At 67.0% G+C, this 13,242-nt stretch carries 14 protein-coding genes; 8 read left to right on the top strand and 6 right to left on the bottom strand.

Annotated elements, in window-relative coordinates; translation table 11 throughout:
• Nucleotides 1-377 precede the first annotated feature (377 nt).
• From BBK14_RS37830 to BBK14_RS38450, 4 genes are read left to right on the top strand one after another with little or no spacing between them, the layout of a single operon-like run.
• Nucleotides 378-605, top strand: coding sequence for a hypothetical protein (locus BBK14_RS37830; RefSeq protein ID WP_131802359.1), 228 nt, complete (start codon nt 378-380; stop codon nt 603-605).
• A gap of 31 nt (nt 606-636) precedes the next feature.
• Entirely contained in the window at nt 637-939 is a 303-nt protein-coding gene (locus tag BBK14_RS19930; RefSeq protein ID WP_071064745.1) for a sigma factor-like helix-turn-helix DNA-binding protein, read from the top strand.
• 52 nt (nt 940-991) lie between these two features.
• On the top strand, nt 992-1,462 hold the full coding sequence (locus BBK14_RS19935) for a hypothetical protein (RefSeq protein ID WP_071064747.1): 471 nt from the start codon (nt 992-994) through the stop codon (nt 1,460-1,462).
• On the top strand, nt 1,462-1,611 hold the full coding sequence (locus BBK14_RS38450; RefSeq protein WP_157904308.1) for a hypothetical protein: 150 nt from the start codon (nt 1,462-1,464) through the stop codon (nt 1,609-1,611). The genes BBK14_RS19935 and BBK14_RS38450 overlap by 1 nt, the downstream gene beginning before the upstream one ends.
• A gap of 165 nt (nt 1,612-1,776) precedes the next feature.
• Here the strand turns inward: BBK14_RS38450 and BBK14_RS19940 are convergent, their stop codons facing one another.
• The 5 genes from BBK14_RS19940 to BBK14_RS19960 form a co-directional block, all read right to left on the bottom strand.
• Nucleotides 1,777-2,796 (bottom strand): tyrosine-type recombinase/integrase, encoded by a 1,020-nt coding sequence (locus BBK14_RS19940; protein ID WP_071064749.1) that lies wholly within the window; start codon nt 2,794-2,796, stop codon nt 1,777-1,779.
• Nucleotides 2,797-3,018: 222 nt separating this feature from the next.
• Nucleotides 3,019-4,188, bottom strand: coding sequence for a DNA adenine methylase (locus tag BBK14_RS35610; protein WP_198541352.1), 1,170 nt, complete (start codon nt 4,186-4,188; stop codon nt 3,019-3,021).
• Complete coding sequence (locus tag BBK14_RS37835; RefSeq protein ID WP_131802361.1) at nt 4,185-5,585, bottom strand: hypothetical protein; 1,401 nt, start codon at nt 5,583-5,585, stop codon at nt 4,185-4,187. The genes BBK14_RS35610 and BBK14_RS37835 overlap by 4 nt, the downstream gene beginning before the upstream one ends.
• Nucleotides 5,585-7,636 (bottom strand): helicase HerA domain-containing protein, encoded by a 2,052-nt coding sequence (locus BBK14_RS19955; RefSeq protein WP_198541354.1) that lies wholly within the window; start codon nt 7,634-7,636, stop codon nt 5,585-5,587. The genes BBK14_RS37835 and BBK14_RS19955 overlap by 1 nt, the downstream gene beginning before the upstream one ends.
• 494 nt (nt 7,637-8,130) lie before the next feature.
• Nucleotides 8,131-8,859 carry an HD domain-containing protein gene (locus BBK14_RS19960; RefSeq protein ID WP_071064757.1) on the bottom strand — a complete coding sequence of 243 codons (729 nt, stop codon included), beginning with the start codon at nt 8,857-8,859 and terminating at the stop codon, nt 8,131-8,133.
• Between BBK14_RS19960 and BBK14_RS19965 the strand changes: the two genes are divergently transcribed.
• Entirely contained in the window at nt 8,858-9,283 is a 426-nt protein-coding gene (locus BBK14_RS19965) for a hypothetical protein (protein ID WP_071064834.1), read from the top strand. The two genes, BBK14_RS19960 and BBK14_RS19965, sit on opposite strands and share 2 nt — an antisense overlap.
• A 2-nt stretch (nt 9,284-9,285) precedes the next feature.
• On the opposite strand, the gene BBK14_RS19970 is transcribed toward BBK14_RS19965, so the two are convergent.
• Entirely contained in the window at nt 9,286-9,906 is a 621-nt protein-coding gene (locus tag BBK14_RS19970; protein WP_083391106.1) for a hypothetical protein, read from the bottom strand.
• Between the two features lie 349 nt (nt 9,907-10,255).
• On the opposite strand from BBK14_RS19970, the gene BBK14_RS19975 reads away from it, so the two are divergent.
• The 3 genes from BBK14_RS19975 to BBK14_RS42915 all read left to right on the top strand — a co-directional run bounded on the left by BBK14_RS19975 (nt 10,256) and on the right by BBK14_RS42915 (nt 13,039).
• On the top strand, nt 10,256-11,554 hold the full coding sequence (locus BBK14_RS19975; protein ID WP_071064759.1) for a helix-turn-helix domain-containing protein: 1,299 nt from the start codon (nt 10,256-10,258) through the stop codon (nt 11,552-11,554).
• Complete coding sequence (locus BBK14_RS19980) at nt 11,551-12,105, top strand: GNAT family N-acetyltransferase (RefSeq protein ID WP_071064761.1); 555 nt, start codon at nt 11,551-11,553, stop codon at nt 12,103-12,105. The genes BBK14_RS19975 and BBK14_RS19980 overlap by 4 nt, the downstream gene beginning before the upstream one ends.
• A 739-nt stretch (nt 12,106-12,844) precedes the next feature.
• Entirely contained in the window at nt 12,845-13,039 is a 195-nt protein-coding gene (locus BBK14_RS42915; RefSeq protein WP_476739399.1) for an excalibur calcium-binding domain-containing protein, read from the top strand.
• Nucleotides 13,040-13,242 lie beyond the last annotated feature (203 nt).

The raw sequence follows: 13,242 nt of genomic DNA on the forward strand, positions 1-13,242 counted from the left end.
CGGACCGCCAAGCCCTACCGCTGGACCTACACCGGCGAACCCCTCAAAGCAGCCTGACCAACCCCAGCAGGACTTGCGCGGCGCTGCACTAGGTCTGAGAATGCCCTGCGTGCAGGGCGTCTAGGGCCTAGGGCCGCCCTCCCCGCCAGCGCCGAGGGCGTCGCTGGCGGGGTCCCGCCGGGCTTCCGCCGCCCTAGGGTCGATCACCGTGACCCGGGCGAGGGACGCCGGGGGTGGGCTGCGGCCATCCGGAAGCCGGAACGGACGTCGCCGAGACGACTGGGAGACACGCCCCGAAGCTACGCAGCGGTGTCGAGTTGCTCCGGCGAACATGTTTCCGCACGTACGCACCCACGCGGCGAGAGGACAACACGAGCATGACCGGCGCATTCCCCGATGAATGGGACAGCATCGCACATCTTGACTTTCCTGTTCAAGATCCGGGAGAGCTTCCAGAGATCTGTGCCCGGCTACGCGAAAAGGAGCGGATCATCGAAGACACCGCCGCTCCTCTGTCTGAACGAAGGGAGGCGCATGCAGAACACCGGGGTATTTTTTGGCCACTCGAACGGATTCACCAGACCCTGCAAATGCGTGAAGGATAATAGACGGTGATGACACGGTGGGCGGAGCAGGGTGGATAGGTATGAACAGGCCGCGCGGTGCTTCGTGCTGCGTGAGCAGGGCCACAGCATCCGGCAGATCGCTGCCCGGCTACACCTTTCCATCGGCACCGTGCATCAGCGGCTGACTGCGTTTAGACCCCTTGCCGCCGAGCTCGACGATGCCCGCCGCCGCGGTATCGATGTGGATGATGACGATACGGCGCGGCTCGACGCGATGCTCGCCGACCATTTCGCCCACGTCGATACCGCGCTGGCGTCGCTGCCGCCCCTGCCGGACATCGAATTTCCGTCGCTGCCAGATCTGGAGTTCTGATGATCGACCGATACCAGCTGACCGTGCCCGTACCTCAGGGGGGCCACGCGCCGTGGACATTCACGGAGGGCTCGACTTCGTCACCCCACCGATGCTCGCCGCCGAGAAGGCGCACGGCGCCGCGCTCGACGCACAGCGCGAGCTCGACCACTGCGGCCTGCCGTCCGGCCCGGAGCGTGCCGTCTTCGAAGCGAAGCTCGACCAGGCCGAGCGCGCCGCCGGGGACGCGATCGTGCGCGCACAGGAGACCGCGAACGCGGAGAGCAGCGCGTGGGTCGGGCATCTGCAAGGCCGCTACCTCACCGCACGGCAGAAGGCCGAAGCAGCACAGGCCGAGATCCTCGCCGCCATCGCCGAGATCACCGCGTCGTCCCGGATGCTGCGCACCGCCTCGGAGGCTCCCTACCGGCTCGCCCCGGGACCCACCGATTTCCAGCTCACCGCAGGCATGGACTTCGTGGCCGGGGCGCTGCGTGACCTGCGGCTGCCGGCCCGCCTCGACAAGGCCGGGGCGGGTGTCTGATGCGGCGCGCGCCGAGTTCAGCAACGCAGCTCGTCGAGGGGATGCACGCCGACACCGCGGCGATCCTGTCCCAGGACCAGGCCACCCGGGACGCCGCCGACGACGCTGAGACGGACGGAGCCGGGCCGTCTTCACCCCGCCGTCTCTGACCGAGCAGTGCCCTGCTCGCAGGCCGGCTACGACCCGACCAGCCGGCATAGCCGAGCCCCTCAACGGCCCGCAGACAACCGGAACCGGACCACCCCATACCCGGGTGTTACCCCGGACATGCTGATGCCCCCGTGCCAGACGGCCGGGGGCATCAGCATGCGGAGTCAGAGCACGCCGCGCAGCGGGTGCTCCCGCCACTGGTCGACGGTCCGGATGTAGGCGTGGACCACCGGGGACCCCTCAGCCCAGCGGCCCTGGCGGGTGATCGCGGACACCGGGGCACCGGCCCGTGCTGCCGAGGTGGCCCCACCGGCGCGCAGGCCGTGCGGAGTCGGAATCTGCCCGGCCGGCAGGCCCGCCCGGACGCCGAGCGTCTGGAGGATGCGGCGGACCCCGTCGCCGGTGAGCCGGCCGCCGATGTTGCCGTGCCGGTCCACCCGACGCAGCAACGGCCCACCGGTCACCCCGTGCTCGGCGAGCATGGCCGCCCACGCCCGGTACAGCCGCACCGGACACAGCGACGGGTCCGACCCGAAGGGCACGGGCACGACCGCCCCGGCGCTGTCCCGGTCCGTCTTCGACGTGCGCACCGCGACCTCCAGTCCTTCGGGGACTTCGACGACGTCGGCCAGGTCCAGGCCGACGAGTTCGGACCGGCGAGCCATGAGGGAGAACCCGAGGACGAGCAGGAGCCGGTCACGCAGCCCGGCGGGGCTGTCGACCGGGCCGGCGGCGTCGACCATCGCGCGCAGCGGCTCGACCGTCACCGGGGCGGAGCGCCGCACCGTCTTCCCCTGCTCGGCGCGGGTGCGCCGGTAGGCGCGCAGCAGGAGCCGGGCGGCGGCCGTGTCCGGGCTGGTCAGGCCCTGGTCGCGGTGGCGGCGCTGCACCACGGCGAGCGCCTGGTCGATGCTCGCCGGGGCGGCGGCGTTGCCGATCAGGGTGGCCACGTACTCGGCGAGGGTCTCCGCGGTGGCGGGCAGCGCGCCGCGGCCCTGCTCGTCACACCAGCCGGTGAACCGCGTCCAGGCGTAGGTGTAGGCGCGGGCAGTGTTCGGGCGGATCGCTGCGGCGAGCATGACCCGAGTCTGATCGCTGACCTGCCGGTCGACCATCCGCACACCGGCCACGACCGGCCGCCCGTCCGCGCCGATCGGGTGTGTGTCGACCCTTGACAGCTCCATGATCCCAAACCTCTCCCCGTCAACCCTGACTCTTGATAAGTAAGGTTAACGCGACTCAGCTTGTTGATCGCTGCAGCACGCCGGTGGCGGACCTGGGGGTGTGGTGCGGTCACCGCGGTGCACTGCCCCGCTACTTGGATGATCAGCCAATACCGCGGTGGCGGCCATCGAGCGGTCGCGGGGTTCCATACCGGTACACCGAGCTCGTAACCGCCTACAACATCAGCTGATTGCCCGTAGCCGCTCGTTGAACGGCACGGTCGCCGGGGGAAGCGTGGTGAGCAGGAGCTCCTCTGCTGATCCCCGCCCCCTGCGAGACGACGCGGTGTAGTTGAGCGCTACCAACCGCTTGGAGATGCGCCATGCCTTGACCCCGGTCAGGCTCGCCCTGGAGCCGGAAGGTCGCATGGCGTTCGCAGCGTACAGCGCATCGTCGGCCAGAAGCCGTGGATCATAGTCGTAGGACAAGATCCAGCGGTACTGCATTTCGCGCCGCAGGTATTCCGCGAGATGGTGATGTTGAAGCCCAGCTTGCCAGTTGAGATCCTTGCTKGACCCGGCCGTCCGTACGTCGAACGACCGCGGATAAAGTTTGCCAGATTTTGATAGGTACGGCGGATCCAAGTATGCAACAATCCGATTTGGGAGGAGCGTCTTGTAATGCGAAGCGACTCCGTGGAGAGTATCCTTCCAATCGGATCTCCAGACATCGACAAGTCGATTTGTCTCGTAGAGGTGACCGACGTACTCAAGCCGCTGAACCAGGCCGGCGAGATTGAATCGGCATCCGATGCCATAGGCCGAAGTCTGGGCGCGGCCGCCAATGGGACCTGCTTGGCCGTGGAGAATTCCCGAGAAGGTTGTCCGGTTGAGGAACAAGCACTTGGTGGCGAGTTCGAGGTCCTGGGTCGCCCGTGTCGTTCCCGGAACGGGAGTCCACGCACGCCAGTAGTCCCAGCGCGCGAGTGCCATGCTACTTCCGGCAGTGACGTACTTTCTGTGCTCATCGGCGATACGTTCGACGAGTTCCTGCGTTCGTGCAGCCGCTACCTGCCAGAATGCGGCGACCATCGGGTCTGCGTCTGCGAGTATTGCGCGTTTAACGACGCCGGCTCCGACCAACCGCAGAGTGGTGGAAGCGCCTCCGGCGAACGGCTCAACGAGCAGGTCTACCTCGCGCATTGTGGAGGACTGGTGTGCTGCTCTGATAAGTTCACCGATCACATTCGCCAGACCGCTCTTAGCGCCGGGGTAGCGGAGCGGACTTTGGTACCGAGCAACGGCCAGCGCGTGGGTCACGTCCTCAGGGGCCGGCGCTATCTTGCGTGGAGTGCTGCCGACCGCGAGCAGTGCGGCCGTGCACGAATGCTGCTCGCGTACAGCCACTGTCACGGCTTCGACGCTACCGGACCGGAAGGCTTCGGGGTGTGGTCGAGGCCGAGCCGTCGGCTGGCTACGAGCCGCAGGACATCTGTGCCGACCCCTATGGGGAATGCGGCCTTCCCGTGTGCCGCCGCTACCGGGATGATGCCGTCAACGTACATCGACGAACCCGTTCGGTCGATGACGTCAAGGATGGCTGGGAGCGTTGGGTAGTCTTCGGGCTCCGGACGCCCGCCCTGGGTGTCGTACGGCGCGCCAGCCGGGGGCAGTACGGTCGGGACAACTACACGCCCATCCAGCGCGCGGTAGACGAACTTGCGACCCCAGTAGGTTTCCTTGCCATACGCACGGGCGTTGCCGGCGTTGATGACACGGGCGATCACGTTCTCGTCGCAGACCAGTAGGTCCCCTGGCGCGAGCACATCGTGATGCGCTAACTGCCGGGCGTAGTCGACCATCGTGCCGGTCTTCTCRATGCCACACACGAACGGCCCATTGCCCGGGGTGGACGCTGCCATCGCCTGGAAGTAGTCGAGAGCCCAGCTGCGAAGTTTCGCTGGAGGTCCGTACATCGCAAGCGGACCGTCGACGATGAACAACGTGGCGGGGAGCAGCTCTCGCCGTGACTGCTCCCAGAGCAGCGTGGCTAGGCCGACGAGGACGAGCAGTTCCACGACAGACATGAGCCTGCCGAGGGCGGACTCATTGCGGGTCTCTTCGCCCACTTCTTCGTGGATGCGAAGAACGTCGGTAGGGAACAACTGCACACCGCAAGCGCCACATTTTAGGCCAATGGTCGGTACGGGTATATCCTTGAGACAGTTCTCGGTCGGACAATTTACTGGAAGAGTGGATGCGGRCTCGCCCGGCTTGCCGTGTAGCAGAAATAGTAGCTCAAGCAGTGTCTGATTCAGACGGTTAACTTCGATCTTCTTTGTGCGGAACAACTCGTCGAGTGCCTCACGCCATGACGTGGCGATGTCGACACCCGCTCGGGTGTAGGCGCCGGAGATAGGAAGATCAAGCGTCACGAGTGCCGTGTTGACGGCCCGCTGTATCTCGACCGGGTCAACGAAGCGTTCGGCTTTCTGTGTCTCAAGGGCCCTCAGATCCACGAAGGCAGCGGCGACCTGAGTATAGCCGTAAACTACGGACGGCAGACCATCGCGCACCTGCTCGATGTCGCGCGACCCGTCGATGGCTAGTGCGGCTGTGAGGCGCAGGTCGTCAGGTGGAACCTTGAAATCTGTACGGTGCCGGACACGCTCTCGGATCTCCTCGACGCCACGCAGCGCCTCAGCAGGCACGTAGAAGGTACGCTGATCTGCTATGGCGCGGACGGCGGCAGCCGAATGGCCGAGTCGGGAGGCGAGCTCGTGCGTCCCGCCGACGGTCTCGTATGGCATTAGAAGAGAACCGACCCATGGCCGTTGGGGAGCAGCGCAGAATCGCCCGCCGCCCGCCGGGCCTCATTTACGAGCTCAAGGTCGTAGCGGTCAATTTGAACTGGAACGATATACGGGGACGACAGCGTCTTGAGTCGAACATAGCCGCGGTCTTCTGAGGCAATGATCGCGTCTGAGTAGGAGCCGAAGTCGTAGAATTTGGCGAGTTCTCGAACCTCAGTCGTATTGTTCAAATGTGCAACCACCCAGTTGGCGGTGTTGGCCTTGACCTGGTGCGCAACACCCGATACTTCCTGCGTTGCGTAGGTCATGCCGAGATTCAGCTTGCTTGCCTCTTTCGCGAGCTTGACCCAGATGTCCCGGTCGTCCTTGTAGCGGTCGGACGAGAAGAGGTTATGCGCCTCCTCCAGCATTACCTGGATGGCCGGCGGATCCTGTCCCGATACGAAGACCGACGTCTGTTGCTCCAGCAATCGCGCAGTGATTGATTCGCTGAGCGCCTTCGTGATCGGAGCTGCGCCTACGTGGAGGTCCACGATTACGATGCGCCCTTCCAGCAGCTCCTCGTAGATTTCGATGGCTGGGTCGCTCATCGTAAGGGGGCTGTGGAACGGGCGTAGCGGGTTGAGATTTTTCCAGCCGCGAACGCTTCGGTTTGCGCTCTTGGCCGTGAAGATCGGCTCCACGCTCTTCCATCGGACGTTTTTCGTGAATTCGACAGCGTCGGAGTCGCCGGCTTCACGCAGCTCGACAATCTGCTCGACCACGGCCTCCACATTGGCGGCTGCAATCGCAACGATGTTAGATGACCTGCCTGCCGGGATGAAAGGGTTCTTGCCCAGCCCATTGACAATTTTCTGCTGGAAAGTGCCCTTGATGCTCACGCGAACTCGGAAATTCGCCGGTTCGTCGAAATTTGCCCGTAGGAGTGCACCGTACAGGGCGAGCCGGGCACGCTGCGCGTGCGTGGTGGCGGAATGGTCGCCCGGCACATCGCGGTAAGAAGCGCCGGCGAAGTCTTTCACGTAGCCGGATTCATCGGTGCTGAGCTGGTCGGAAATCAGATTCTGGACGGCATCGATCTGGTTCTCCGAGAAGAAGTTTATGCTAAGCGGCTTCACGTGTGGCTGTGAGCCGTCCGCTCCGAACTTAAAGATGCGGACGTGCTTCTCGCCGATAGCGGCAATCTCCGTGCCGTCTTGTGTGTTCGGGTTCGCGTACTCGCCCTGCGGGTCGAAGATGAGTTGGCCGATCGGCTTCCCGCCGCTGGCACGCTGCCGCTCTGAAACGGCGAATGTGCGAGCAATTATGATTTTTGCGGTGTTCGACTTGCCCATCCGGGTCATACCCAGTAGTGCAGTCTTGTGGCCGATAAAATCCCTGATATTGACTTCAACGCCGGAGGCTGCTTGCTTCGATGCCTTCGCGCGCCGACGTGTCGCCGAATACCGGACTGCACCAATCCGGACCCGCTCGACTGGGCGATCGGTAGGCTTCAGGTATGAGGCAATTGTCGACAATCCCTCGCCGACGGGCTTCAATACTCGGTAGGTGGACGTCGCATAGAAGTTATCGACGTCGGCACCAAAGTCGAGGACCTTTTGGCCGTCGATGTGATCCTCGTAGAATGTGCCGAGAATCTTGCAACGTAGTCCGGTGAATGACACTCGGTTCTTGGTGAAAGGGTCCATTTCGACGTCGAGTACGACGGACGGGGATGGGTCCTGATTGCTCGATAGCGCTGTCCGCAAGGACTCCTCGCGGACAGCGTGTAGGTCGGTCTCCATCGAGAGTGGAGACGTGCCCTCCACTCGTAGCAGAAGCACTTCGTCGTCGTCCACCTGAGGCGCGTTGATGTCCTGTGCCGTCGCGAGTAGGAACGAGAACTGAGGGATGCCGCCAGCCTCGAACTTCCATCGATCGTGCGTCAGCACGATCGCCTCGCCATAGTCGAGGCGATACACCGCGCCGATGCGCATCGACCGGTCGTCTGCGAGTAGCAGCGAGTTTAGCAGCGAGCCGGCGCCGACGCCGGGAATGAGTTCGGTCACGCTGGCCCCCGTGAAATCCATCTTCCTAACGTCCGAGACTCGCACAGTACACCGGTGGTGGAACCCAACGCGCCTTTACCCGACTCCTCTACCCGGCCTCTCCGGCGGGTCAATGCCCCGCGCAAATTCGTTTGCGTCTCGTGGGTTTTCGATGGGGATCGAGAACTCGTAGGACTTCAGTCTTCTCGGTTCGACGGTTGATTCCGCGAGTGCCCTCGGGCTTACCTCAGGGATGCCCTGAAGGCCCGGCTCCTGTCTCGTCGCTGGTCGAGCCCCACCTGAGGGGGCGCCGTCTCGCGTCCCAGGAGCCGGTGCGATCGTCCACGGCGTCACGGCATCCTCCCGCGGTTGAGGTTGCTTCCCGATGCTCCTCAATACTGCCAGAGCGAGTACGGATGATCAGCTCATTTCGGAAGCGGGTGGGCGTTGTCGGGACATCTCCAACGTGTCGCTGTGCGCTGCGAGACGCACAAGGAGGGGCGCTGACCAGGGCGTCAACAGCTCGGAGGCAGGGTCGATGGCAGGCTTGTCCCGTGGCCTGTAGCCCGACCGGCGGTAGCTACGGGCGCTGCGAGTATCGCGGCGCGGTGAGCGCCTCGTACGAGTCCGTCGAGGTCGTCGGCCAAGCTCGGGGGTAGTCGTGGGGCGGTGGCGACCGCGAAGGCACGGAAGTACGGGACCAGGGTGAGGAAACCGCGGCGGGTCGTCCAGTAGCCGCGGATGTCCTGGGCGCGGTGGGCKCAGCCGAGTACGCAGGACAGGCTGACGACCTTGTCGGCAGCGAGCGCAGCGGAGATGTCGGCGGGCAGGTTCTCCAGACGGCGGATTGCGGCGTCCGGATCGTGTCGGTAGAGGTCCATGGCTGTGTGCTCGTTGTGGATGAGCCACAGGGCGATCAGGACGTCCGTGCCGCACCGGTCGCCGATCTCGACACCGAGCGTCTGAGCGTCGGCGTAGTCGGGGACGTCATGCAGGAGGACTGCAGCCGTCAGGCTGGGCGACACGTCCGGCAGGTGGCGGCCGAGGGTGAGCGCGACGCGGACGGCGTGGCCGAGCGCGGGCGTGCCGTCGATGTGGTGGCCGGCGCACCAGCGGCGGGCGATGTCGAGTGCCGCGATGATGACCGGGGGCCGGGGTGTGGTGAGGACGGATCGCCGGGTCGGCCCGCGGGGCGGGGTGACTGCTGGTGATGATGGGGCGGTGGCGTCCGGTGAGCGCGACATGGATCGTCCCTGGGATGAGGATGCGCTGTGCGTGGTCTGCCCCGCGCTGGTGCATGACCGGGGCCGGTTCGATATCGCGGACGGGCCCGGCCCGGACAGTCGGTACGACACGTCCCGGGGCTACCGGCGGGACTCGGACACCGGTGTGCCGGTCTGCGTCCACCCGCACAAGATCGGGGTTGCGTCGGGCCGGTACGCCTCCGCAGGGCAACGCTGGCCCGAGGAGGCGGACCGGGGGCCTGCCCCGGGCCCGATGCCGGACCAGGCGGAGGGGCTCGCCGAGTGGATGACGGCGCTGGTCCGGCACACGGGGCCGGGGCAGGTTGATGTGGTGCTCGCCCAGGCCGAGCGGGCAGCGGCCGGGCGGTTCCCGGCGGCGGTGATCGTGGACGCGCTGCGGGTGGCGCTGGCGGCGGCGGGCTGAGGTCAGAAGTTGAGAAGGTGGGAGCGCCCGCCGCGGTTGATGCCGATCGACTCGTAGAGCCCAAGCAGGACGCTCAGGCGGCGCGCGGTTTCGGCCTTGCCGATCCAGTAGCGGCGCCGGGGCTCGCCCCACCCAGCGGCCCGGTAGATCATGTCGGTGAGGCCGTCGGCGTCGTACTGGAACCGCTCGTTGTCGGTGCTGTGGATGAAGGTCACGCCCAGGTCGGTCTGGATGCGGCTCAGGAGCGTGAACTGCGCGGTGAGGGCGTGCACCATCTCGTCGACCGGCGCGGCGACGTCGAGTTCGGCGGCCCGCTCGTCGCCGGTGGCGTCGTAGACGGCGGCCTTCATCGCCATCGTGCGGAGAGCCTCCTCGAACAGGTGGGGGCCGTCCTCGTCGAGGTCCCACTCATTGATGACGGGGTAGCCAGTGAACGTCGCCCAGCACTCCGGGTAGGCGAGCGTCGAGGCCCGCAGCCGGTCGAACAGCGGGTGCTCCTCGACCAGGTCGAGGATCTCCGCGGCGCGTCGGCCGGTGGGGTAGGCGTCGACCTGCGCCGTGGCCATGGTCGCGGTGGCGCGATCCGGGCGCGGGTCGACGGTGAGGGTGGAACCGTGGTTCATGAGAGCCTCCCGGCTCGGTCGTGGGTGGGTGCTATCCCGTCGCAACGAGGGCCGGCTATGGCGCACGTCGCGGACGGGGTGCCTTCGGCGACCCGCGGAGGCGGGCCCTTGAAACGGCGGAGAGACGGGCTTTGACGCGGCCGCCTCCCCGCCTGGGCGTGGCCTCACCAGTGGTCATGCGCGAGAGCCAGCACCCGTCCGGAGGTCCCCCGACCACTCCTAGCCGTGGGCGGGTGTGTTTCCCCCGAACACGTCACATGACACACTCCGCGCCAGGACAGCGACAGACCGCAACTCCTGTTACGCCCGTAACCGCTGTGGTTACGGGCAGCCGACGGTGGGGGCTTCGATGCACTCTGGCGAGGACTCAGCGCGCGGCCGGTTCACCCGCCGGCTCGGGGAGTTGATGGAACGGCAGGGGCACAACCGCACCAGCCTCGCTGTGGCGACCAAGTTCAAACGGCCGCAGATCTCCGAGGCGGTAGCCGGGAAGCAGGTGCCGTCCGCGAATCTGATCAAGGCGTTGGACCGGGTATTGAACGCCGGCGGTGAGTTGATCAGCATGTGGAAGGAGGTGCGGCTGGAGGGACTCCGACAGGATCTCGACACGGAGTTGCCGGGCGGGCGAGCAACGAAGGGAGCCGAGACGGACCGGCGAGAAGTAGTAGAACTCGGCGCCCTGGCAGTTGCCGCGGGGCTTGCGGGTGAGGTGTCGCGCCGGATCGCGGGCGGCGACCCGGACCCGCTCACCCTCGACGAGCTCGATGAGCGGCTCGACCAGATCGGCACCGCGTACACGAGCACCCCGCACGCGGTGCTCACCCCATTGATCGTCGGTGGGTGGCGTGACGTCGAGCGGCTCCTCGACGGTCGCCTGTCCGGCCGGGTCCGGGGCCGGCTCACCCTGGTTGCGGGGCAGTATGCGTTCTACGCCGGGCGGTTGGCGTTCAACGTCGGTGACGACGCCGCGGCGCGCCGGTTCGCCTCCCTCGCCGAGCTGTACGCCCGTGACGTCGCCGATCCGCTGCTGAGCGGTTCGGTGGCGACGCTGCAAACGTCGATCGCCTACTACACCGGGCGGCACACCGCGGCGGCCGACATCGCGGCGCAGGCCCGGCACGGTGCCCACCCGTACTTGCGCGCCCGGCTCGCGGCCTACGAGGCCCGCGCGCGGGCGGCGGCCGGCCAGCACGAGCAGGCCCGGCAGTCGCTGCGCGACATGCAGGACGCGGTCTGGCTCGGTGAACCGATGGTCGGCACCGAGCCGTTCGGTGAGGAGCTGGTGCACACGTTCGTCGCGGTGGTGTCCGGGCGGCTCGGGGACGGCGAACTCGCCGAGCCGCACGCCCGCCGTTCCCTGACCATCCTGAAGGCCACCGGCGGCGGCTACGAGGACATCGGCGGGACGTACAACGCGCTGGCACAGGCGTTCCTGCGACGGGCGCGGCCGGACCCGGAGCAGGCCGCGGACGCCGCGTCGGCGGCGCTGTCGGTGCTGGAGGGGCGGCCGACCCGGACCGTTATCCAGCGATCAGGGCAGATCTGGCAGGAGCTGGGAGCACGCTGGGAAGGCCAACGGGCCGTCGCCGAACTCGGCGAGCGGCTCCAGGCCCACAGACGGGCACTACCGGCAGGGAGCAGCGGATGACCCTCACCCTCGGCCAGCCAGACGCCCGCGGCGTACCGACCGTCCTCACGCCGCGGCTGGTGCTGCGCGGTTGGCGGGCGGACGACGTCCCCGTCTACCTGGAGATCGTGGCGGCGGACGGGATGGCCGACCACACGCCCCAGCCGAGCACGGAGGCCGGTGCCTGGTCGCAGACCGCTTTCCAGATCGGGCACTGGGCGCTGCGCGGGTACGGCATGTGGGCGGTCGAGGACCGGGCGAGCGGGCAGCTACTCGGCCGGGCCGGACTGTACGAAGCGCTCGGCTGGCCGGGCTGTGAGGTCGCGTGGACGATCCGTCGGGACCGGTGGGGCCAGGGCCTGGCCACCGAAGCAGGCGCGGCGGCGGTCGAGTTCGCGTTCGACGTGGTGGGCAAGGACGACCTGATTTCGATCATGACGGCTGGCAACGTCGGATCGATACGGGTTGCGGGGAAACTGGGCCTGCGGCGTGACCGCTCCGAGGTCCTCCAGGGCGCCGAGTACGACATCTATGCCATCGACCGGAAGACCTGGGAAGCCGCCCGGGGCTGACGCCCACCGGACGGCTACGGGCCCGGCAGGCTGTCATTCCTCGCAGGCACTCGGGTGTTCAACCTGTGATGATCGATAACCGATACGGCCGGCGGGCGTCGCGGTCAAGGGGTGGACGCCAAGGGGTGGCGGACACCCCTTGCGGCGAGAACAGCTCCCGATCGCCGCGCCAGAACCGCTGTGGCACAGAGGTTCTCGATGTCTTGGTCGGGCACTGGCGAATCCCAGGGGTGGACGCCGTCCACCCCTGTCCACCCCTTCGCCCGGCGCGGGGGCGAGCCGGTGTCCTCGCCACGTGGCCCGGGGGAGCGAGGGCGCCGTGTCCTCGACGGCGTGGGCAGCGGGCGACCTGCGAACGAGCCGGCGTGGTTGATCGCGGTGGGCACGTTGTGGGCACGGACTCCCGAGTGAGCGCTGATCTGAAGTGACAGAATCTGACACCACGGAGAGTGATATGCGCTGGTAGTGCGGACGATGCAGTCTCATTCGAACTCGTCTGGCACGGCGTCGGCAGGGTTCGAATCTCTCATCCTCCGCCATACGAGTGTGGGTAAGAGCACTTCAGCACCAGTGGAGATGCTCTCTCAGAGATCCACTCCCTGCCTGAGCTTCGCAGGTGCCGACCGGGTCCCGGTGACACATCCCCGACGACCAGCTTGAGTGCGCCGGCCGGCGCCGCCTCCCGCTCCCGCGCCGACGCAGGCGGTGCAGCAGCAGGCCCCGCCTCCGCCTCCGGCGGCTGCGCAGCCCGCACCGCAGGCAGCCCGCACCGCAGCCCGCGCAGGCTCCGCCGCCAGCGGCACCCGCGCCGGCGGCCGTTTCCTTCGGGTCCTGCGCCGAGGCGCGCGCGGCTGGCGCTGCCCCGCTGTACCAGGGCCAGCCGGGCTACAGCAGCAAGCTCGACCGTGACCACGACGGCGTCGCGTGCGAATGAGACTGGCTGACGACGCCAGGCGTGTTCGACGAGCTGGGCGTACACGTCGTGAACGTGTTCGTGACGTCGGCTGTCGCAAGCGAAGCCACAACACGGTTTCCCGAGATTCGGACGTCGGCAGCAAGTGTCGCGCAGGCGGCCGACAACTGTCGTCTGGTGGGCGGAAGGAGCGCCCAGAAAGGTCTCCTGCGGGCACTGGCTTG

It is taken from the genome of Parafrankia soli, assembly GCF_001854695.1.
Taxonomy (GTDB): Bacteria; Actinomycetota; Actinomycetes; order Frankiales; family Frankiaceae; genus Parafrankia; species Parafrankia soli.

Bases quoted from the DNA above. Each gene is read 5' to 3' on its own strand.
- BBK14_RS19965 (WP_071064834.1), top strand. From the start codon at position 8,858: ATGGATCGTCCCTGGGATGAGGATGCGCTGTGCGTGGTCTGCCCCGCG.
- BBK14_RS19975 (WP_071064759.1), top strand. From the start codon at position 10,256: ATGCACTCTGGCGAGGACTCAGCGCGCGGCCGGTTCACCCGCCGGCTC.
- BBK14_RS19970 (WP_083391106.1), bottom strand. From the start codon at position 9,906: ATGAACCACGGTTCCACCCTCACCGTCGACCCGCGCCCGGATCGCGCC.
- BBK14_RS19940 (WP_071064749.1), bottom strand. From the start codon at position 2,796: ATGGAGCTGTCAAGGGTCGACACACACCCGATCGGCGCGGACGGGCGG.
- BBK14_RS37830 (WP_131802359.1), top strand. From the start codon at position 378: ATGACCGGCGCATTCCCCGATGAATGGGACAGCATCGCACATCTTGAC.
- BBK14_RS38450 (WP_157904308.1), top strand. From the start codon at position 1,462: ATGCGGCGCGCGCCGAGTTCAGCAACGCAGCTCGTCGAGGGGATGCAC.
- BBK14_RS19980 (WP_071064761.1), top strand. From the start codon at position 11,551: ATGACCCTCACCCTCGGCCAGCCAGACGCCCGCGGCGTACCGACCGTC.